Raw genomic sequence first — 19387 nt, forward strand, 5'->3', positions numbered from 1 at the left:
ACCGCGTGAGATACGGTTTTCGTCGTGAGCCTTTTGCAGATTCACCTGTACTTCATCGGGATACCGTTGCTGCTGGTCGTCGTCCTGGCGCTGCTGATCTGGTCCCGCAAGGGACCGCACCCGGCGAGCTACAAGCTGGGGGAGAAGTGGACGTATCCGCCGATCTTGTGGGCGGCCACGGACGAAGACGTCGGTCACGCGCACGGCGGGCACGGCGGACATGAATTCTCAGTCGGAGGTGGCGCCAGTGGCACGTGGTGAGGTAGCGACGATCGAGCCCGACGAGCTGCCCAACGGCTGGGTGATCACCAGCAGCGGGCGCCTCTCCGGGGTCACCGAGCCCGGAGAGCTGTCGGTTCATTTCCCGTTCTCGATCAAGGACCTCGTCGCAATCGACGACGCGCTGAAGTTCGGCTCGCGGGCATCGAAGGCCAGGTTCGCTATCTACCTCGGCGACCTGGGCAGCGATACCGCCGCCCGCGCGCGCGAGATCCTGGCCAAGGTGCCCACGCCGGACGACGCCGTGCTGCTGGCCGTCTCGCCCGACCAAAAGGTCATCGAGGTCGTCTATGGCTCGCAGGTCCGCGGGCGCGGCGCCGAGTCGTCGGCGCCGCTGGGTATCGCCGCCGCGTCCTCGGCGTTCGAGCGTGGGGATCTGGTCGACGGCCTGGTCAGCGCGATCCGGGTGATGAGCGCGGGGATTTCCCCGGCCTAGTGGCGATCCCAAGCGCGGCGTAGCCGGGCGCGGGGGGTCGCCACCATCGGCCTAGTCGGCCGCGTCGAACGTGCGGGCCCGCAGGGCTCGCTTCACCCCGGCCTGGCCTTCGAGGACCAGCCTCCGCAACGCCGGCGGCACCTCCGGGTCGGACAGGAACTTGTCGGCGGCCGCGATACCGGCCTCGGTGATGTTCCAGTGCGGGTACAGGCCGATCACCACCGTTTGCGCGACTTCGCTGGACCGCCGCGCCCACACCCCCGGGATCGCGTCGAAGTAGCGATCCGTGAACGGTGCGAGCAGGTCCTGCTGCCCGGGTGGGGCGAACCCCGCGATGATGGCGCGGGCCGTGATGTTGGCCAGGGTGTCGTCCTCGATGACCGTGGTCCAGGCCTGCTCCTTCACCTGCGGTTGCGGCCGCGCCGTCGCCGCCTGGGCGCCATGCCGCTTGCCGGCGGCGGTGGGGTCGCGTTGGACCTCCGCGTCGATGAAGGGTGTCGCGGGCCCGTCGGCGTCGATCTCGCCCGCGCTGGCGAGCGCGGTCACGATGCGCCAGCGCAGGTCGGTGTCGATCTCCAGGCCGGCCAGCCCGAGATCCGCCGGGTCGTGGTCGAGCAGGTCCGCCAGTATCACGACATGCCGGGTCGACAGCATCGACGAGCACAGGGTGTTGACGAACGCGAGCTGATGATCCGAACCCGGCTCGGCGGCGCGGGCCAGCTCCAGCAGCCGGTCGGCGAACTGCGGCCACCCCTGCTCGTGCGCCCAGCCCGGCTCGGCGTAGGACGCCAACGCCGTCTGCGCCTGCAGCAGCAGTCGCTGCGCAACCCCGACCTCGGTTTCGGCGTGGACGCCGCCCGAGACCAGGGCCACGAAGTCGCGGGCGCGCAGCTCGGCCTCGCGCGTCATCTCCCACGCCGCCGACCACACCAGCGAACGCGGCAGCGGCTCGGCGATATCGGCGATCCGCGCCAGCGCCGTCCGCAGCGACTCGCCGTCCAGCCGCAGCGAGCAATACGTCAGGTCGTCATCGTTGACCAGAACCAGCTGGCCGCGTGAAACACCAACCAGCGCGGGCACTTCCGTGACGGCATCCTCGACGTCGAGCTCCTCGCGCCGCACGCGCACCAGCTTGCCGGCCCCGTCGTCGTCGTAGATCCCGATCGCCAGCCGGTGCACCCGCGTCTCCCCGGCCCCCGGGGCGGCACCGCTTTGTGTCACCGCGAACCGGGTGAACCTGCCGTCGGCGTCGACGTCGAAATCCGGCCGCAGCGTGTTCAGGCCTGTCGTCTTCAACCACTGCTGACCCCAGTCGGACAGGTCCCGGCCGGACGCCTTCTCGAGCGCGGCGACCAGATCGCTGAACGTGGCGTTGCCGAAAGCGTGCGCGCGGAAGTAGTCGCGCAGGCCGGCCAGGAAGTGTTCGAGGCCGACGTAGGCGACGAGCTGCTTGAGAACGGAGGCGCCCTTGGCGTAGGTGATGCCGTCGAAGTTCACCTCGACCGCGGCCAGGTCGGGGATGTCGGCGGCGATCGGATGCGTCGACGGCAATTGGTCCTGGCGATACGCCCACGACTTCTCGACGGTGGCGAAAGTCGTCCACGCCTCGGTGAATTCGGTGGCCTCCGCCTGGCAGAGCACCGACGCGAACGTCGCGAACGACTCGTTGAGCCACAGGTCGTCCCACCAGGTCATGGTGACCAGGTCCCCGAACCACATGTGCGCCATCTCGTGCAGCACGGTCTCGGCGCGCCGCTCGTAAGAGGCCCGGGTGACCTTGCTGCGAAAGACGTAATCCTCCAGAAAGGTCACCGCGCCCGCGTTTTCCATTGCGCCGGCATTGAATTCGGGGACGAACAGCTGATCGTACTTGCCGAACGCGTACGGTAGCCCAAAGTTCTTGTGGTAGAAGCTAAATCCCTGCTTCGTCTGGGTGAACAGCCGCTCGGCGTCCATGTGGGCCGCCAGTGACTCCCGGCAGAAGATGCCCAGGGGAATCTCGCCGTGCTCGTCGGAGTACGTGTCCTTCCACTCGGCGTACGGGCCGGCGATCAGAGCCACCAGGTAGGTGCTCATCCGCGGGGTGGTGGCGAAGGTGTGCACCCCGTCCGCCACCGACACCGTCGCGCCGTTGGAGATCACCTTCCAGTGCTTGGGCGCGGTCACCCGCAGGTCGAACGTCGCCTTGAGGTCGGGTTGGTCGAAGCAGGCGAACATCCGCTTGGCGTCGGCGGTTTCGAATTGCGAGTACAGGTACGTTTCGTCGTCGACCGGGTCGACGAAGTGATGCAGGCCCTCGCCGGTGTTGGAGTAGCGGCAGTCGGCGTCGACGACGACGACGTTGCGTTTCGTCAGGCCGGTCAGCGCGATGCCGGTCGATTCGTCGTATCCGGAGACATCGAGTTGGTGACCGTTGAGGGTGGCCGAGCGCACCGTCGCGGCGGCGAGGTCGATGTAGGTGTCGGTGCCGGGGAGCGCATCGAATACCACCGTGGTCGTGGACCGGAACGTGCGTTCGCCGGGTGCGCCTTTACCATCGGTGACGTCGAGGTCGATGTGATAGCTGTCGACGGTGATCAGGGCGGCGCGCTCGACGGCCTGGTCCCGGGTGAGATTAGGAAGGGCCACGCGTCCAACTTACGTGCCCGGTTGGAATCGCGGGCGGTGCGGGAACAGGGGCGCGGCGCCTACGGTTGTGCTGAACGGTGTGTTGACCGACGAGAGGACTGCGCTATGCCTGACAAGGCTGCCGGGAAAGACCAAGCTGACTTCTGGTTCGATCCACTGTGCCCGTGGTGTTGGATCACCTCGCGCTGGATCCTCGAGGTTGAGAAGGTCCGCGACATCGAGGTGCACTTCCACGTGATGAGCCTCGCCATTCTCAACGAAAACCGCGAAGGCCTGCCCGATAAGTACCGCGAAATGATGAAGCACGCGTGGGGACCCGTGCGGGTCGCGATCGCCGCCGAGCAGGCGCACGGCGCCGAAGTGCTCGACCCGCTGTACACCGCCATGGGCACCCGGATTCACAACGAGGACAACAAAAACCTCGAAGAGGTCATCAAGCTGTCGCTGGCCGATGCCGGCCTGCCCGCGGAGCTCGCCGAGGCCGCGCACAGCGAGGCCTACGACGACGCGCTGCGCAAGAGCCACCACGCGGGCATGGACGCCGTCGGCGACGACGTCGGCACGCCGACCATCCACGTCAACGGTGTGGCGTTCTTCGGCCCGGTGCTCTCGAAGATCCCGCGCGGCGAGGAGGCCGGCAAGCTGTGGGACGCGTCGGTTACCTTCGCGTCCTACCCGCACTTCTTCGAACTCAAGCGGACCCGCACCGAAAAGCCCGAGTTCGACTAGGTCGTCGGGCGGCGATCCGCTTCGCCCGGCTTCGCCGCGTTCGCGATCGGCTGGGTCTTCGGGCGGCGATCCGCTTCGTCCGGCTTCGCCGCGCTCGCGATCGGCTGGGTCTTCGGGCGGCGATCCGCTTCGTCCGGCTTCGCCGCGCTCGCGATCGGCTGGGTCTTCGGGCGGCGATCCGCTTCGTCCGGCTTCGCCGCGCTCGCGATCGCCGCGGCGCGGCGCTGTGTAAGGATGGCGGGCATGCGCGTCTACCTCGGCTCTGACCACGCCGGATTCGAGCTCAAGCAGCACATCATCGAGCACCTCAAAGGGTCCGGGCACGAGGCGATCGACTGCGGCGCCTTCACCTACGACGCCGAGGACGACTACCCGGCGTTCTGCATCGCCGCCGCGACTCGCACGGTGGCCGACCCGGACAGCCTGGGCATCGTGCTGGGCGGCTCGGGCAACGGCGAGCAGATCGCGGCCAACAAGGTCCCCGGCGCGCGGTGCGCGCTGGCGTGGAGCGTCGAGACGGCGACGTTGGCCCGCGAGCACAACAACGCCCAGTTGATCGGGATCGGCGGCCGCATGCACACCGTCGAGGAAGCGTTGGCCATCGTGGACGCCTTCCTGAGCGCGCAGTGGTCCAAAGCCGAACGCCACCAACGGCGTATCGACATCCTCGCCGAATACGAACGCACTCACCAGGCGCCGCCCGTGCCCGGCGCGCAGGGATAAGAGGCGCCCGTGCCCGAAGGGCATACCCTGCACCGACTGGCCCGGCTGCACCAGCGCCGCTTCGCCGGCGCGCCCGTTGCGGTGTCGAGCCCGCAGGGCCGCTTCACCGATTCGGCCGTGGTGGACGGCCGCGTGCTGCGCCGCACGAGCGTGTGGGGCAAACACCTGTTCCACCACTACGACGGCGGGCCGATCGTGCACGTCCATCTCGGCCTGTACGGCACCTTCACCGAATGGCCACGCGACGAGGCGGCTCTCCCGGAACCGGTCGGGCAGGTACGGATGCGAATGGTCGGCGCCGACTACGGCACCGACTTGCGCGGACCGACCGTCTGCGAGGTGATCGATGAGGGCCAGGTCTCCGGCGTGCTCGCCAAACTCGGACCCGACCCGTTACGCAACGACGCCGACCCGTCCTGGGCATGGAACCGAATCACGAAGTCCCGCAGACCTATCGGCGCCTTGTTGATGGATCAGACCGTCGTCGCGGGCGTGGGCAACGTCTACCGCAACGAGCTGCTCTACCGCCACAACATCGATCCGTTCCGCCCGGGCCGCGACGTCGGCGAGGCGGAGTTCGATGCGGCGTGGACCGATCTGGTCGCGCTGATGAAGGTCGGCTTCCGTCGCGGGAAGATCGTGGTCGTGCGGCCCGAACACGACCACGGGCCTCCGTCGTATCGGACCGGGCGACCCAGGACATACGTCTACCGGCGCGCCGGTGAGCCCTGCCGGGTCTGCGGGGACTCGATCCGTACGGCCGTCTTGGAAGGCCGCAACGTGTTTTGGTGCCCGACCTGCCAGAAGTGATGCCGCATCGAAATGCGGGACATTTTGCCAAGAAACGTTCGCGTCTACTGTTTAGGCACGGCGGCCACCGGGGTATTGGTTAGGTTATGAAAACAATTCCTCGTTTGGCCGCAACGGCTCTCGCCATCGGCGGGTTGGGGCTGGCGGGCTTGGGCGTCGCCACCGAAGCGGCAGCGCATCCCGGGCCCTTCCCGCAGTGGTGCCCGGGTGAGTTCTGGGATCCGGGCTGGGGCAACAACTGGGACTGGAACAGCTGCCACGACTGGCGCGGGGGACCACCGGGACCGCCGGGACCCCCGGGGTGGGGACCTCCCGGGCCACCGGGACCGCCCGGCTGGCACCCCTGATCCAGGCAACCGAAACGCGCCCTGCCGAAACCGGCGGGGCGCGTTTTAGCGAGGCTCAGATGACGCCGAGGGCCGCGTAGACCTCGTTGCTCAGGGCGAGGCTGCGCGGGTCCGCGTTTGCCTTGGTGGCGTCGAAGCGGTTCATCACGTACGCGTAGCCGATTCGGTGTTCCAGATCGACGAAACCGAAGGAGCCGCCGAGACCGCCGTGGCCGAAGATCCGGGGGTTGGGCCCGTTGACGCAGCGTTGATTGAGCATGTAGCCCAGGCCCCATCCGTGGTCGGCCACCCGCGGCCCCAGCACCAGATCGCTGTCCAGCCCGCCCTGACATTCCCGCACGAGGTCCATGTGCTGACGGCTGAGCACCTTCTCCTGCGCGAGCGCGTTGTAGAACGTCGCCAAGCCCAGGGCCGAGACCTGACCGTTGGTCCCGGGGAACTCGAGCTCGCGCCACAGCTGCAGATCGTGCGAGCCGAGCTCGTCGTCGGGGGCGAAGCCCATCGAGATCGACAGCGCGGCCTTGGGATGCTCGGTGAGGCTGGTCGGGTAGCCGGGGGCTTGCGCGTCGGCCAGCAGGTCGCGGGCGTGCGGCTTGTTGACCCTTTCGGCGCAGCGGCGTTGTTCGGTCAGGGACAAACCGATGTGGACGTCGGCGCCGAGCGGTTCGGCGATCTCGGTGCGCAGGTAGTGGCCGATCGTGCGGCCGGTGACCCGACGGAACACCTCGCCGAGGATGAACCCGAAGGTGGTCATGTGATAGCCCTGCGCGGTGCCCGGCTCCCAATAGGGTTCGGCGGCGGCCAGCCGTGCGCAGACGAAGTCCCAGTCGGCCACGTCCTCCCAGCGCAGCCGGGTGCGCGGGCCGATCACGCCGGAGCGGTGGCTCATCACCATCGCCAGCGTGATGTCCTGTTTGCCCGCCTGTCCGAACTCGGGCCAGTAATGGGCGACCGGGGCCTGCAGGTCCAGTTCGCCGCGGTCGGCCAGCTGGTGCACGCAGGTGGCCGACAGGCCCTTGGTGCCGGACAACACCGTGGTCAGGGTGTCTTGCCGCCAGGGCCGCGTGTGGGCGGCGTCGGCCCAGCCGCCCCAGAGATTGACGACGAGCGTGCCGTCGACCCATACGGCGACGGCCGCGCCGACCTCGTCGCCAGCGAGGAAATTGCGCTCGAACGCAGCGCGCACTCCAACGAAATCCGACGCGCATGAGCCTTGGATTGCCGCGTCCGCCTTTAGGTCGCTCATGGCGCCTTTCCTTGGAGCAGATCCTGGATCCAGAGCGGGCGACGGGAATCGAACCCGCGTAGCTAGTTTGGAAGACTAGGGCTCTACCATTGAGCTACGCCCGCATGTGTTAGTCGAGCGTGACTGTAGCTGTCGACGAAGATCAAATCTAATCGACGCGGTCCTGTGATCGCTCCGTGAGGGTCTGCGAGGTCGTCGCGAAGCCTGTGGCCAACCCGGCCCTGCGGGGCCTTAGGATCATCGAGGTCAGCGCGGGGTGTAGCGCAGCTTGGTAGCGCATCCGCTTTGGGAGCGGAAGGCCGCAGGTTCAAATCCTGTCACCCCGACCAGCACGACCCGTGCCGCATGCACACGGCCCACCGAACGCCAGGAACGACCACCGAGGAGCGCCCCCGTGAAGAGCACCATCGAGCAGCTGAGCCCCACCCGGGTCCGCATCAACGTGGAGGTGCCGTTCGCCGAACTCGAGCCTGATTTCCAGCGCGCCTACCGGGAGCTGGCCAAGCAGGTGCGGCTGCCCGGGTTCCGCCCGGGCAAGGCGCCGGCGAAGTTGCTGGAGGCCCGCTTCGGCCGCGAGGCGTTGCTCGACCAGGTCGTCAACGAGGCGTTGCCCGCGCGCTACGGCCAAGCCGTCGTGGAGTCGGAAGTGCAGCCCCTCGGCCAGCCCGAGATCGAGGTGACCAAGAAGGAGTACGGCCAGGAGCTGGCGTTCACCGCCGAAGTCGACGTCCGCCCGAAGATCGAGCTTCCCGACCTGGGTGCGCTGACCATCTCGGTGGATCCGGTCGAGGTGAGTGACGACGACGTCGACGCGGAATTGGAGTCGCTGCGGGCCCGATTCGGCACCCTGACCGGGGTCGACCGACCCGTCGCCGACGGCGATTTCGTCTCGATCGACCTGTCGGCCACCATCGACGGCGAAGAGGTACCGGGGGCCTCCGCGGAGGGCCTGTCCCACGAGGTGGGGTCGGGCAGGCTGATCGCGGGTCTCGACGACGCGTTGATCGGTCTGTCGGTGGACGAGTCCCGGGAGTTCACCGCGCAGCTGGCGGCCGGCGAACATGCCGGGCAGGACGCGCAGGTGAAGGTCACGGTCAAGTCGATCAAGCAGCGCGAGCTCCCCGAGCCCGACGACGAGTTCGCCCAATTGGCCAGCGAGTTCGACACCATCGATGAGCTGCGGTCCAACCTGCGCGACCAGGTGGCGCGGGTGAAGCGCGCCCAGCAGGCCGACCAGATCCGCAACGCCGCGCTGGACACCCTCCTCGAGCAGGTCGACGTGCCGCTCCCCGAGGCGATCGTGCAGGCGCAATACGACAGCACCATCCACGGCGCGCTGCACGGCCTCGACCACGACGAAGCGAAGCTGGAAGAGGCGCTCGCCGGGCAGGGCAAGACGCGCGAAGAGTTCGAGAGCGAGACGCGCACCGCCGCGGAGACGGACGTCAGGAGGCAGCTGCTGCTGGACGCGCTGGCCGACCAGCTCGAGGTCCAGGTCGGCCAGGACGACCTGACCGAGCGGCTGGTGGCGACGTCTCGGCAGTACGGCATCGAGCCGCAGCAGCTGCTGGGCTACCTGCAGGAGAACAACCAGCTGCCGGCGATGTTCGCGGACGTGCGGCGCGGGCTGGCGATCGCCGAGGTGGTGCGCGCGGCGACGGTCACCGACACCGACGGCAACACTATCGACACCGACGAGTTCTTCGGAAAGCGTTCGGAGGCCGAGGACGCCGAGGCGGAGGACGTCGACGAGGTCGCGGAAACCGACGCTTCCGACGACGAGGCGGAGTGACCGGTCTTGACGCTGTGAGCGAAAGCGTCCGATTGAGGGGGAGCGTGGGCGCGAAACAGTGGGCTCGGTTGGTTAGTGTCGGTGAATAGAAGAACTCGAGAAAGCAGGTAACCCAGTCGTGTCTGACATGCGTTCGCCCTCGCAGGGGCTCAACCTCACGGACTCGGTCTATGAGCGCTTGCTCTCCGAGCGCATCATTTTCCTGGGTTCGGAGGTGAACGACGAGGTCGCCAACCGGCTGTGCGCGCAGATCCTGTTGCTCGCCGCCGAGGACGGCGACAAAGACATCTCGCTGTACATCAACTCGCCGGGCGGATCGATCAGCGCCGGCATGGCCATCTACGACACCATGGTGCTGGCGCCCTGCGACATCGCCACCTACGCCATGGGCATGGCGGCCTCGATGGGCGAGTTCTTGCTCGCGGCCGGCACGAAGGGCAAGCGCTTCGCGCTGCCGCACGCGCGCATCCTGATGCACCAGCCGCTGGGCGGGGTGACGGGCAGCGCGGCCGACATCGCCATCCAGGCCGAGCAGTTCCACGTCATCAAGAAGGAGATGTTCCGGCTGAACGCCGAATTCACCGGGCAGACGATCGAACGCATCGAGGCCGATTCCGACCGCGACCGCTGGTTCACCGCCCAGGAAGCCCTCGAATACGGATTCGTCGACCACATCATTACCCGCGCCGCCCACATCACCAACGGAGAAGCCCAGTGAGCACCCAGCACCCCATCCAGCCGCAGGCGCGCTACATCCTGCCCTCGTTCATCGAGCACTCGAGCTTCGGCGTCAAGGAATCCAACCCCTACAACAAGCTGTTCGAGGAGCGCATCATCTTCCTCGGCGTCCAGGTCGACGACGCTTCCGCGAACGACATCATGGCGCAGCTGCTGGTGTTGGAGTCGCTGGACCCCGACCGCGACATCACCATGTACATCAACTCGCCCGGCGGCGGCTTCACCTCGCTGATGGCGATTTACGACACCATGCAGTACGTGCGCGCCGACATCCAGACGGTGTGCCTGGGGCAGGCCGCCTCGGCGGCGGCGGTGCTCCTTGCCGCGGGGACCCCCGGCAAGCGGATGGCGCTGCCCAACGCTCGGGTGTTGATCCACCAGCCGTCGCTTCAGGGCGTGATCCAGGGCCAGTTCTCCGACCTGGAGATCCAGGCCGCCGAGATCGAGCGGATGCGCACGCTGATGGAGACCACGCTGGCCCGCCATACCGGCAAGGACGCCGCGACAGTCCGGAAGGACACCGACCGGGACAAGATCCTGACCGCGGAAGAGGCCAAGGACTACGGGATCATCGACACCGTGCTCGAGTACCGGAAGCTCTCCGCGCAGACCGCCTGACGGTTCGGCCGTCGCGAGCGTCAGCGCACTGCAAAAAGCGGCACCGGAATTCGCACCCCGATTACCGTCGGGGGGCGATGGCCGCCAGTGCGGCGATGTCGGGCGGCCCCACGCGGCAGCAGCCACCGATGATGCTCGCCCCCGCCGCCACCCACTGCGTCGCGAGCGTCGCGGAGAAGGTGCGCGGCCCGGCCCAGCCGCGTCCGTCCCAACGCTCGCCGCTGTTCGGGTAGACGATCACCGGCTTACCGGCGTCCATGGCGATCTCGATCGCCGGCCCGACGTCCTCGGGTGCACAGCAATTGACGCCGACCGCGACGATCTCCGGCGCCCCGGCGGCGACGGCGAACGCCTCCGCCAGCGATTGACCGGCCCGGGTCCTCGTGCCGTCGATGGTGTAGCTCAGCCAGGCCGGCGCGCCGACCGAGGCGACCAGATCGACCAGCGCCTCGGCCTCGTCGACGTCGGGCACGGTCTCACACGCAAGCACGTCGGCGCCCGACTCGGCCAGGACCTCCAGCCGGGGCCGGTGCCATCGCCGCAGAGCCGCCACCGACAGGCCGTAGCGCCCCCGGTACTCCGATCCGTCGGCCAGCGCGGCCCCGTACGGGCCGACCGAGGCGGCGACGAGCAGCCCATCCGCACCCGCCTCGTCACGGGCCGTCTTCGCCAGGTCGACGCTGCGGCGCAGCAGCCCGGCGGCCTCGTTCCGGTCGATCCCGCGGGACGCGAAGCCCTCGAATGACGCCTGATAGCTCGCCGTCGTCGCGATCTTGGCGCCGGCCCGGTAATAACCGGCGTGCACGGCGGCGATTTCGCGGGGATCGTCCGCCAACAACCTCGCCGACCACAACGCATCGGAGAGATCGTGACCGCGCGCCTGCAGCTCCGTGGCCAAGCCACCGTCGGTGATCAGTACCGATCCGCTGATCAGAGCCAATCCCACCCGGCCACTGTAGGGTGATTTCGTGGGGATCTGCCCGGGCTTCGCCGGGGTCGGTATCCCTGGCGGAAGTGGCAATCTGGCGGCGCACCAGCCTCGGTCGGGTAACGACCGCGACACGCCAAAGACACGCAAAGCGCGTCTTTCGCGAGTGACGGGCGTCGTCTGGCTATATGTTTCATCAAGACGGACATGCATGAATACCACCGACGCGATTCGGCCCTAATGGTCGCGTCGGGCCCGATCTAGCGGGTAGCGTCGGGGGATACATGCGGCACAGCTAGACGAACGGCGAAAAGGAAGTAGGCCCTCAGCAACATGGCGCGCATCGGAGACGGCGGTGACCTGCTGAAGTGCTCGTTCTGCGGGAAGAGCCAAAAGCAGGTCAAGAAGCTCATTGCTGGTCCCGGCGTGTACATCTGCGATGAGTGCATCGACCTCTGCAACGAGATCATCGAAGAGGAGCTCGCCGACGCCGACGACGTCAAACTCGATGAACTGCCCAAGCCCGTGGAAATCCGGGAGTTCTTGGAGGGCTACGTCATTGGGCAGGACACCGCCAAGCGGACGCTGGCCGTCGCCGTTTACAACCACTACAAGCGGATCCAGGCGGGGGAGAAGGGTCGTGACTCCCGGCACGAGCCGGTCGAGCTGACCAAGTCCAACATCCTGATGCTCGGCCCCACCGGCTGCGGCAAGACCTACCTGGCGCAGACGCTCGCCAAGATGCTCAACGTGCCGTTCGCCATCGCCGACGCCACCGCGCTGACCGAAGCCGGATACGTCGGCGAGGACGTGGAAAACATTCTGCTCAAACTCATTCAGGCCGCCGACTACGACGTGAAACGGGCCGAAACCGGCATCATCTACATCGACGAGGTGGACAAGATCGCCCGCAAGAGCGAGAACCCGTCGATCACCCGCGACGTCTCCGGTGAGGGCGTGCAGCAGGCCCTGCTGAAGATCCTGGAGGGCACGCAGGCGTCGGTTCCCCCGCAGGGCGGCCGCAAGCACCCGCACCAGGAGTTCATCCAGATCGACACGACCAACGTGCTGTTCATCGTCGCGGGGGCGTTCGCCGGCCTGGAGAAGATCATCTACGAACGCGTCGGCAAGCGGGGCCTGGGCTTCGGCGCCGAGGTGCGCTCCAAGGCCGAGATCGACACCACCGACCACTTCGCCGAGGTCATGCCCGAAGATCTGATCAAGTTCGGCCTGATCCCCGAGTTCATCGGACGGTTGCCCGTGGTCGCCTCGGTGACCAACCTGGACCGCGAGTCGTTGGTCAAGATCCTGTCCGAGCCAAAGAACGCTCTGGTCAAGCAGTACACCCGGCTGTTCGAGATGGACGGCGTAGAGCTCGAGTTCACCGACGACGCGCTGGAGGCGATCGCCGATCAGGCCATCCACCGCGGCACGGGCGCACGCGGCCTGCGGGCCATCATGGAAGAGGTCCTGCTGCCGGTGATGTATGACATCCCGAGCCGCGACGACGTCGCCAAGGTCGTGGTGACCAAGGAGACCGTGCAGGACAACGTGCTGCCGACGATCGTGCCGCGCAAGCCGTCTCGCACCGAGCGCCGCGACAAGAGCGCCTGACACCCGGCGGTCGAGCGGCCGCGCATTCGGGTACTAGATCCCCATGCCGGCCGCCGCTGAGACCGACAGTCTCATACCGCGCCGGCTGACTCACGCGCTGGACCTGCTCAACTTCCTGCTCGCCGATGTGCGCGACGGGCTGGGGCCTTACCTGTCGATCTACCTGCTGCTGGCCCACCACTGGGACCAGGCGTCGATCGGATTCGTCATGGCGGTCGGCGGGATCGGGGCGATCGTCGCGCAGGCACCGGCCGGCGCGTTGGTGGACCGGAGCACCGTCAAGCGGGCGCTGATCATCGGCGGTGCGTTGACCGTCACGGCCGGTTCGTTGGCCATGCCGTTGTTCCCCGGCCTGTACTCGATCTCGGTGTTGCAAGCCCTGACCGGCATCGCCGGTTCGGTCTTTGCCCCGGCTCTGGCCGCGATCACGCTGGGGGTCGTGGGGCCCCGCTCCTTCTCCCGCCGGATCGGACGCAACGAGTCGTTCAACCACGCGGGCAACGCGTCGGCCGCCGCCATCACCGGCGGACTGGCCTACTTCTTCGGGCCGGTGGTGGTGTTCTGGGTGCTTGCGGTCATGGCGGCCACCAGTGTGCTTGCGGCGCTGTGGATTCCGGGCGGCGCGATCGATCACGATGTCGCCCGGGGCATGGACAACGCGCCGGGCGGACAGCACCAGGCGCCATCCCGGCTCGCGGCGCTGCTGCACAACCGCAGGCTGATGATCTTCGCCGTGACCGTTGTCGCCTTCCACTTTGCGAATGCGGCGATGCTGCCGCTGGTCGGCCAGCTGCTGGCGCTGCACAACAGGGACGTCGGCACCGCGTTGATGGCGGGCTGCATCGTGGCCGCGCAGGTGGTCATGGTGCCGGTGGCCTACCTGGCCGGGGCCAAGGCCGATTCGTGGGGGCGCAAGCCGATCTTCCTGACCGGCTTCGCGGTCCTGGCCGGCCGCGGATTCCTCTACACCCTGTCCGGCAACCCCTACTGGTTGGTCGGAGTGCAGTTGCTGGATGGCGTCGGGGCCGGCGTGTTCGGGGCGCTGTTTCCCCTCGTGGTCCAAGACGTCACGCACGGTACCGGCCGGTTCAACGTCAGTCTGGGCGCGGTGACGGCCGCGACCGGGATCGGCGCCTCGGTGTCGAACCTCGTTGCCGGCCGCATCGTGGTGGCGGCGGGCTACAACGCCGCCTTCGCCTTCCTCGGAACGCTCGCGGCCGCCGGTCTGGTTCTGTATCTGGTCGCGATGCCGGAAACGACGGCAAAGAAATTCGGAGCGGCCGCCCCGCCGACGTGACCAATAACACAGTTCTTCGCCTGAGGGAGATCATTCCCACCCCTGACTTCGGCTTTTTACACTGAAGCTTTCATCTGTAATGCACCGGAGACGCTCATACACCCCTTAGAGAAGTGCCATAATTGGTACTTGCAGTGACACACAGCTTGAGGGCGCGGGACGCCACTCTTTTGGCGCGTAACCTAAAACTCCAGCGAAGTGCCTATCCGGATATCGAATGGAAGGCGGATACGTGGATCCGAACGGCAGCGGAGCCGGGTCTGATTCTCACAACGGGTCGTCCCGGGGAGGGGCAGCCCGCCGAAACGGATCCGACCGTCAGCGCCTGGAACAAGTCGTCATTCGCTTCGCCGGGGACTCCGGCGACGGCATGCAGCTGACCGGCGACCGGTTCACGTCCGAGGCGGCGCTTTTCGGTAACGACCTGGCGACCCAGCCGAACTATCCCGCCGAAATCCGCGCCCCCGCAGGCACCCTGCCCGGGGTCTCGTCCTTCCAGATCCAGATCGCCGACTACGACATCCTGACCGCCGGTGACCGCCCGGACGTCCTCGTCGCGATGAACCCTGCGGCGCTCAAGGCCAACCTCGGCGACTTGCCCCGCGGTGGCATGGTGATCGCGAACTCCGACGAGTTCACCAAGCGCAATCTCACCAAGGTGGGTTACGTCACGAACCCCCTCGAGTCCGACGAGTTGTCCGACTACGTCGTGCATTCCGTCGCCATGACCACACTGACGCTCGGCGCCGTCGAGGCGATCGGCGCGTCGAAAAAGGACGGCCAGCGCGCCAAGAACATGTTCGCGCTGGGCCTGCTGTCGTGGATGTACGGCCGTCCGATCGAGACCAGCGAGAAGTTCATTCGGGAGAAGTTCGCCCGCAAGCCCGACATCGCGGAAGCAAATGTGTTGGCGCTCAAGGCGGGCTGGAACTACGGCGAGACGACCGAGGCGTTCGGCACCACTTACGAGGTTTCGCGGGCGACGCTGCCGTCCGGCGAATACCGGCAGATCTCCGGCAACACCGCGATGGCCTACGGCATCGTCGCGGCGGGCCAGTTGGCCGGCATTCAGGTGGTGCTGGGCAGTTACCCGATCACCCCGGCGTCGGACATCCTGCACGAGCTGTCCAAGCACAAGAACTTCAACGTGATCACCTTCCAGGCCGAGGACGAGATCGGCGGCATCTGCGCCGCGATCGGTGCCTCCTATGGCGGTGCCCTCGGCGTCACGAGCACGTCCGGTCCCGGGATCTCGCTGAAGTCCGAGGCGCTGGGCCTTGCGGTGATGACCGAACTGCCGTTGCTGGTCATCGACGTTCAGCGCGGCGGCCCCTCGACGGGCCTGCCCACCAAGACCGAGCAGGCCGACTTGCTGCAGGCGCTGTACGGCCGCAACGGGGAGTCGCCGGTTGCCGTGTTGGCGCCGCGCTCGCCGTCCGACTGCTTCGAGACCGCGATCGAGGCGGTGCGCATCGCGGTCTCGTACCACACGCCGGTGATCCTGTTGTCCGACGGCGCGATCGCCAACGGTTCGGAGCCCTGGCGGATTCCGGACGTCGGCACGCTGGAGCCGATCAAGCACACCTTCGCCAAGCCGGACGAGCCGTTCCAGCCGTACAACCGCGACCCGGAGACGCTCGCTCGACAATTCGCCGTGCCGGGGACCCCCGGCCTCGAGCACCGTATCGGCGGCCTGGAAGCGGCGAACGGTTCGGGCGCCATCTCTTATGAGCCGGTCAACCACGACCTCATGGTTCGGTTGCGGCAGGCCAAGATCGACGGCATCTCGGTTCCCGATCTCGAGGTCGACGACCCGACCGGGGACGCGGAGTTGCTGCTGATCGGCTGGGGCAGCTCGTACGGTCCGATCGGTGAAGCCTGCCGGCGGGCACGGCGCAAGGGCGTCAAGGTGGCGCACGCGCACCTGCGCCACCTGAACCCGTTCCCGGCGAACCTGGGCGAGGTGCTGCGGCGCTACCAGATGGTGGTGTGCCCGGAGATGAACCTCGGCCAGCTGGCGCTGTTGCTTCGCGGCAAGTACCTGGTCGACGTGCAATCGGTCAGCAAGGTGCAGGGCGTCGCGTTCCTGGCGGACGAGATCGGGCGCGTCATCCGCGCCGCCCTCGGCGGCACGCTGGCCGAAATCGAACAAGACAAGACCATGGTCGCCAGAATGGCGGCGGCAACGGTTGGAGCGGGAGCTATCGAATGACCGACCTGATGGGGAATCTGGCGGGCACCGACCTCGGGCTGACGCCGAGGTTGAAGAAGAACGACGGTGTGCCCACCACGGACCAGCCGCAGAAGGGCAAGGACTTCACCAGCGATCAAGAGGTCCGCTGGTGCCCCGGCTGCGGTGACTACGTCATCCTCAACACCATTCGCAACTTCCTGCCCGAGCTGGGACTGCGCCGCGAGAACATCGTGTTCGTCAGCGGCATCGGCTGCTCGAGCCGCTTCCCGTACTACCTGGAGACCTACGGCTTCCACTCGATCCACGGCCGCGCACCGGCGATCGCCACCGGTCTGGCCCTGGCCCGTGAGGACCTGTCGGTGTGGGTGGTGACCGGCGACGGCGACGCGCTGTCGATCGGCGGCAACCACCTGATCCACGCGCTGCGCCGCAACGTCAACATCACGATCCTGTTGTTCAACAACCGGATTTACGGGCTGACCAAGGGTCAGTACTCGCCCACCTCTGAGGTCGGCAAAGTGACCAAGTCGACCCCGATGGGGTCGCTGGACCACCCGTTCAACCCCGTCTCGCTGGCGCTGGGTGCCGAGGCGACGTTCGTCGGCCGCGCACTGGACTCCGATCGCAACGGACTCACCGAGGTGTTGCGCGCCGCGGCCGAACACCGCGGTGCCTCCGTGGTCGAAATCCTGCAGGACTGCCCGATTTTCAACGACGGATCCTTCGACGTACTGCGCAAGGAAGGCGCCGAGGAGCGGGTGATCAACGTCCGCCACGGTGAGCCGATCACCTTCGGCGCCGACGGCGAATACTGCGTCGTGAAGTCCGGTTTCGGTCTGGAGTTCGCCAAGACCGCCGACGTGTCCGTCGACGAGATCATGGTGCACGACGCGCACACCGACGACTCGGCCTACGCGTTCGCGCTGTCGCGGCTGTCCGATCAGAACCTCGATCACACGGTGCTCGGCATCTTCCGGGACGTCAGCCGGCCCACCTACGACGACGCCGCCCGCTCCCAGGTGCAGGCCGCGCGGGCCTCGAAGCCGTTCGACGACGCCGCTCTGCAATCATTGCTGCGTGGCCGCGACACCTGGACCGTCGACTGACGTGAGCGAAATGATTTCTCTGGCCGGGGTTGTCCTGGCCGGCGGCGCCTCGCAACGCATGGGCCGCGACAAGGCCAACCTCCCGGTACCCCCATCCGCTGGATCCGGCGCGACGACAATGGTCGAGCATGTCGTCGGCGTCCTCCAACAGCGTTGCGATCCGGTGCTCGTCATGGCCGCCCAGGGTCAGCCGCTCCCCGAACTACAGGCTCGCGTGCTGCGCGACGAACTGCGCGGGCTGGGGCCGTTGCCGGCGACGGGGCGGGCTTTGCGTGCGGCGGCCGACGCCGGCGCCCGGCTCGCCTTCGTCTGCGCCGTCGACATGCCTTTCCTGGCAGTCGAACTCATCGACGATCTCGCCCGCCGGGCGCTGGAGACCGGGGCGGAGGTGGTGCTGCCGTGGGACGGCCAGGACCACTACCTTGCCGCGGTGTACCGGACCGACCTGGCCGACCGCGCGGACGCGTTGGTGGCCGCCGGCGAGCGCAAGATGCGCGCCCTGGTGGACGCATCGGATGCCCAGCGCATCGTGACGTCGGATTCGCGGTCGCTGACCAACGTCAACACCGACGCCGAGCTACGCGCCCTCGCGCAGTCCCGCAGCTGACGCCCTCCGCGCCCGATCCGGCAGCGTTTCCATCGCGGGAGAATCCGTGAGTGAATTCGCAAAAGAGCAAGTTCTGCTTTTCGCATAAACAATAGTTGGCCGATGGTGCGAGCCATTTCCGGCGGCGTCCCGTGATCTGTTGGGGGACCGTAGGTTTCGTTATCTCGCGATCGACACCTCAACGGCATCGGTGCGCCGGCGCATTCACACGCCCTACATGTCATAGAACCGTCGGCAAATCGGTCGCGCCGAAACCGTGCGACGCATCGGGGGTCGTCCGGTCATGGCAATCGCATGGCCATGGTGCATGTCGAGTCGCCTGGGATGCGTCGTGAAATGTTGTGCAGGAACAGATTTAGATGGTCACCGGGTCACGCGGTGAGTGGCGCGCCGGATGCGCTCCGCCCTATTGGAACGACGCAAGTTAGCCAGCAGCACAACGCAATTCATCCGTCGATTGGGCGTGGCGTGTGGCGTAAGCGCGTAACTTGTTGTACTGTGCGCCGCTTCGCAAATCGGGTTGCCAGTTCGCCAGGGCCGCAACGCCTAAACGCGCCGGCGCAAATACGTGGGCCAGTTCACAAAATGGGGGTGATTCGGCTCACGATTTGAAAGCAATTTCGATTGTGGGGTACTTCCCGAAATCGTTTGGCTGACCTGCCAAAATGACGGCGGGATTGCGCTGTGATCACCCCGTTACCGAAACGAGATGTCCGTTTTCTGAAGATGACGAATGCGGCTGGGTCTCGTACGGTCCCTGTTAGCCCGCAACGGGTTACGGAAGAGTAACTGAAAACAGAATCACGGACCCGCGTGTGAGCGGGGCCGCGGACGGTGAAGTCGCGTCCGTGGCCGGCGGTAGCACTCCGCCGGGCGACTCGAGCCCACCGCTGTCGTGCCAGGACAAGCCGGCACGTTCCGAAGCAGGTTTCCGCACCAACCAAAAACCGTCAGCCCACCCCGTGGGCTTGCTTTGGCGCGCGCGCACCGCGAAAGGAAAGATATTGAAGAACGTCCGTAAGACGCTCGTTCTTGCCGCGGTCACGGGCACCCTCGTGACCATCCCTTCGGCCACCGCGACCGCGGAGCCGACGGGCTTCGACCCCAACATGGCGCCCGCCGGGGCCCCGGACGCACCCCCGCCGCCCCCGGCCGTGTACACGCACCAGGTGCAACTGCTGGGCAGCATGGCGACCATGTCGCAGCTGCTCTATCTACGGGTTCCGGCGCTCAACGCGCTGTTCCCCGACTACCGTGGGTCCGTGCTGGACGCGGTGACGAGCGCATTTCACGAT

Annotated in this window: 18 protein-coding genes, 2 tRNA genes and 1 pseudogene; 16 read left to right on the top strand and 5 right to left on the bottom strand. The window is 67.1% G+C overall.

All coding sequences use genetic code 11. From position 1 onward, the window contains the following. Nucleotides 1–33: 33 nt before the first annotated feature. Together ctaJ and BRW65_RS29135 are read left to right on the top strand one after the other, a co-directional pair. A complete protein-coding gene (ctaJ, locus tag BRW65_RS29130; RefSeq protein ID WP_073880701.1) occupies nt 34–261 on the top strand; it encodes an aa3-type cytochrome oxidase subunit CtaJ in 228 nt (75 codons plus the stop codon). Continuing rightward, entirely contained in the window at nt 248–715 is a 468-nt protein-coding gene (locus BRW65_RS29135) for a DUF5130 domain-containing protein (protein ID WP_073880670.1), read from the top strand. The genes ctaJ and BRW65_RS29135 overlap by 14 nt, the downstream gene beginning before the upstream one ends. A gap of 51 nt (nt 716–766) precedes the next feature. Here BRW65_RS29135 and pepN read toward each other — a convergent pair whose 3' ends face one another. Then, entirely contained in the window at nt 767–3343 is a 2577-nt protein-coding gene (gene pepN, locus BRW65_RS29140) for an aminopeptidase N (RefSeq protein ID WP_073880672.1), read from the bottom strand. A 105-nt stretch (nt 3344–3448) separates the two neighbouring features. On the opposite strand from pepN, the gene BRW65_RS29145 reads away from it, so the two are divergent. Next, nucleotides 3449–4072 carry an Rv2466c family mycothiol-dependent reductase gene (locus tag BRW65_RS29145; RefSeq protein WP_073880674.1) on the top strand — a complete coding sequence of 208 codons (624 nt, stop codon included), beginning with the start codon at nt 3449–3451 and terminating at the stop codon, nt 4070–4072. Here the strand turns inward: BRW65_RS29145 and BRW65_RS32740 are convergent. Then, nucleotides 4069–4317, bottom strand: a complete 249-nt coding sequence (locus BRW65_RS32740) for a hypothetical protein (protein ID WP_073880676.1) — start codon at nt 4315–4317, stop codon at nt 4069–4071. The genes BRW65_RS29145 and BRW65_RS32740 overlap by 4 nt on opposite strands. Between BRW65_RS32740 and BRW65_RS29155 the strand changes: the two genes are divergently transcribed. From BRW65_RS29155 to BRW65_RS29165, 3 genes are all read left to right on the top strand, one after another. After that, entirely contained in the window at nt 4316–4795 is a 480-nt protein-coding gene (locus BRW65_RS29155; RefSeq protein ID WP_073880678.1) for a ribose-5-phosphate isomerase, read from the top strand. The two genes, BRW65_RS32740 and BRW65_RS29155, sit on opposite strands and share 2 nt — an antisense overlap. A 9-nt stretch (nt 4796–4804) precedes the next feature. Next, nucleotides 4805–5605, top strand: a complete 801-nt coding sequence (locus BRW65_RS29160) for an Fpg/Nei family DNA glycosylase (protein ID WP_073880680.1) — start codon at nt 4805–4807, stop codon at nt 5603–5605. 104 nt (nt 5606–5709) lie between these two features. Continuing rightward, nucleotides 5710–5952 carry a hypothetical protein gene (locus BRW65_RS29165; RefSeq protein ID WP_084188066.1) on the top strand — a complete coding sequence of 81 codons (243 nt, stop codon included), beginning with the start codon at nt 5710–5712 and terminating at the stop codon, nt 5950–5952. Nucleotides 5953–6007: 55 nt separating this feature from the next. Here the strand turns inward: BRW65_RS29165 and BRW65_RS29170 are convergent, their stop codons facing one another. Then, nucleotides 6008–7198, bottom strand: coding sequence for a serine hydrolase domain-containing protein (locus BRW65_RS29170; RefSeq protein WP_073880684.1), 1191 nt, complete (start codon nt 7196–7198; stop codon nt 6008–6010). A 33-nt stretch (nt 7199–7231) separates the two neighbouring features. Continuing rightward, nucleotides 7232–7302 (bottom strand) — tRNA-Gly (locus BRW65_RS29175). A 148-nt stretch (nt 7303–7450) separates the two neighbouring features. Here BRW65_RS29175 and BRW65_RS29180 point away from each other — a divergent pair. The 4 genes from BRW65_RS29180 (at nt 7451) to clpP2 (ending at nt 10346) form a co-directional block, all read left to right on the top strand. Further along, nucleotides 7451–7527 (top strand) — tRNA-Pro (locus tag BRW65_RS29180). Nucleotides 7528–7592: 65 nt separating this feature from the next. Beyond that, the gene (gene tig / locus BRW65_RS29185; protein ID WP_073880686.1) at nt 7593–8990 is read left to right on the top strand and encodes a trigger factor; all 1398 of its coding nucleotides are present in this window, start codon (nt 7593–7595) and stop codon (nt 8988–8990) included. 127 nt (nt 8991–9117) lie between these two features. Then, nucleotides 9118–9708, top strand: a complete 591-nt coding sequence (locus BRW65_RS29190) for an ATP-dependent Clp protease proteolytic subunit (RefSeq protein ID WP_073880688.1) — start codon at nt 9118–9120, stop codon at nt 9706–9708. Next, entirely contained in the window at nt 9705–10346 is a 642-nt protein-coding gene (clpP2, locus tag BRW65_RS29195; protein ID WP_067275408.1) for an ATP-dependent CLP protease proteolytic subunit ClpP2, read from the top strand. Before BRW65_RS29190 ends, clpP2 begins: the two co-directional genes overlap by 4 nt. 61 nt (nt 10347–10407) lie before the next feature. Here clpP2 and mmuM read toward each other — a convergent pair whose 3' ends face one another. Continuing rightward, a complete protein-coding gene (mmuM, locus tag BRW65_RS29200) occupies nt 10408–11286 on the bottom strand; it encodes a homocysteine S-methyltransferase (protein WP_208611950.1) in 879 nt (292 codons plus the stop codon). Nucleotides 11287–11607: 321 nt separating this feature from the next. On the opposite strand from mmuM, the gene clpX reads away from it, so the two are divergent. From clpX to BRW65_RS31565, 6 genes and pseudogenes are all read left to right on the top strand, one after another. Then, complete coding sequence (gene clpX / locus BRW65_RS29205; protein WP_055400128.1) at nt 11608–12888, top strand: ATP-dependent Clp protease ATP-binding subunit ClpX; 1281 nt, start codon at nt 11608–11610, stop codon at nt 12886–12888. A 43-nt stretch (nt 12889–12931) separates the two neighbouring features. Next, nucleotides 12932–14185 carry an MFS transporter gene (locus tag BRW65_RS29210; protein WP_073880691.1) on the top strand — a complete coding sequence of 418 codons (1254 nt, stop codon included), beginning with the start codon at nt 12932–12934 and terminating at the stop codon, nt 14183–14185. A gap of 232 nt (nt 14186–14417) precedes the next feature. Continuing rightward, a complete protein-coding gene (locus BRW65_RS29215) occupies nt 14418–16397 on the top strand; it encodes a 2-oxoacid:acceptor oxidoreductase subunit alpha (RefSeq protein WP_139273309.1) in 1980 nt (659 codons plus the stop codon). Then, complete coding sequence (locus tag BRW65_RS29220) at nt 16394–17485, top strand: 2-oxoacid:ferredoxin oxidoreductase subunit beta (protein ID WP_073880695.1); 1092 nt, start codon at nt 16394–16396, stop codon at nt 17483–17485. The genes BRW65_RS29215 and BRW65_RS29220 overlap by 4 nt, the downstream gene beginning before the upstream one ends. Before the next feature lie 10 nt (nt 17486–17495). After that, the gene (mobA, locus tag BRW65_RS29225; protein WP_073880703.1) at nt 17496–18092 is read left to right on the top strand and encodes a molybdenum cofactor guanylyltransferase; all 597 of its coding nucleotides are present in this window, start codon (nt 17496–17498) and stop codon (nt 18090–18092) included. 1169 nt (nt 18093–19261) lie between these two features. Beyond that, a pseudogene (locus BRW65_RS31565) lies at nt 19262–19387 on the top strand (MlaD family protein); the annotation flags it as partial.

The organism is Mycobacterium paraffinicum (assembly GCF_001907675.1).
Lineage (GTDB): Bacteria > Actinomycetota > Actinomycetes > Mycobacteriales > Mycobacteriaceae > Mycobacterium > Mycobacterium paraffinicum_A.

Coding starts and splice junctions, on each gene's coding strand:
- BRW65_RS29145 (WP_073880674.1), top strand. CDS start 3,449: ATGCCTGACAAGGCTGCCGGGAAAGACCAAGCTGACTTCTGGTTCGAT.
- BRW65_RS29155 (WP_073880678.1), top strand. CDS start 4,316: ATGCGCGTCTACCTCGGCTCTGACCACGCCGGATTCGAGCTCAAGCAG.
- BRW65_RS32740 (WP_073880676.1), bottom strand. CDS start 4,317: ATGCCCGCCATCCTTACACAGCGCCGCGCCGCGGCGATCGCGAGCGCG.
- BRW65_RS29170 (WP_073880684.1), bottom strand. CDS start 7,198: ATGAGCGACCTAAAGGCGGACGCGGCAATCCAAGGCTCATGCGCGTCG.
- BRW65_RS29190 (WP_073880688.1), top strand. CDS start 9,118: ATGCGTTCGCCCTCGCAGGGGCTCAACCTCACGGACTCGGTCTATGAG.
- clpX (WP_055400128.1), top strand. CDS start 11,608: ATGGCGCGCATCGGAGACGGCGGTGACCTGCTGAAGTGCTCGTTCTGC.
- BRW65_RS29210 (WP_073880691.1), top strand. CDS start 12,932: ATGCCGGCCGCCGCTGAGACCGACAGTCTCATACCGCGCCGGCTGACT.
- BRW65_RS29220 (WP_073880695.1), top strand. CDS start 16,394: ATGACCGACCTGATGGGGAATCTGGCGGGCACCGACCTCGGGCTGACG.
- mobA (WP_073880703.1), top strand. CDS start 17,496: ATGATTTCTCTGGCCGGGGTTGTCCTGGCCGGCGGCGCCTCGCAACGC.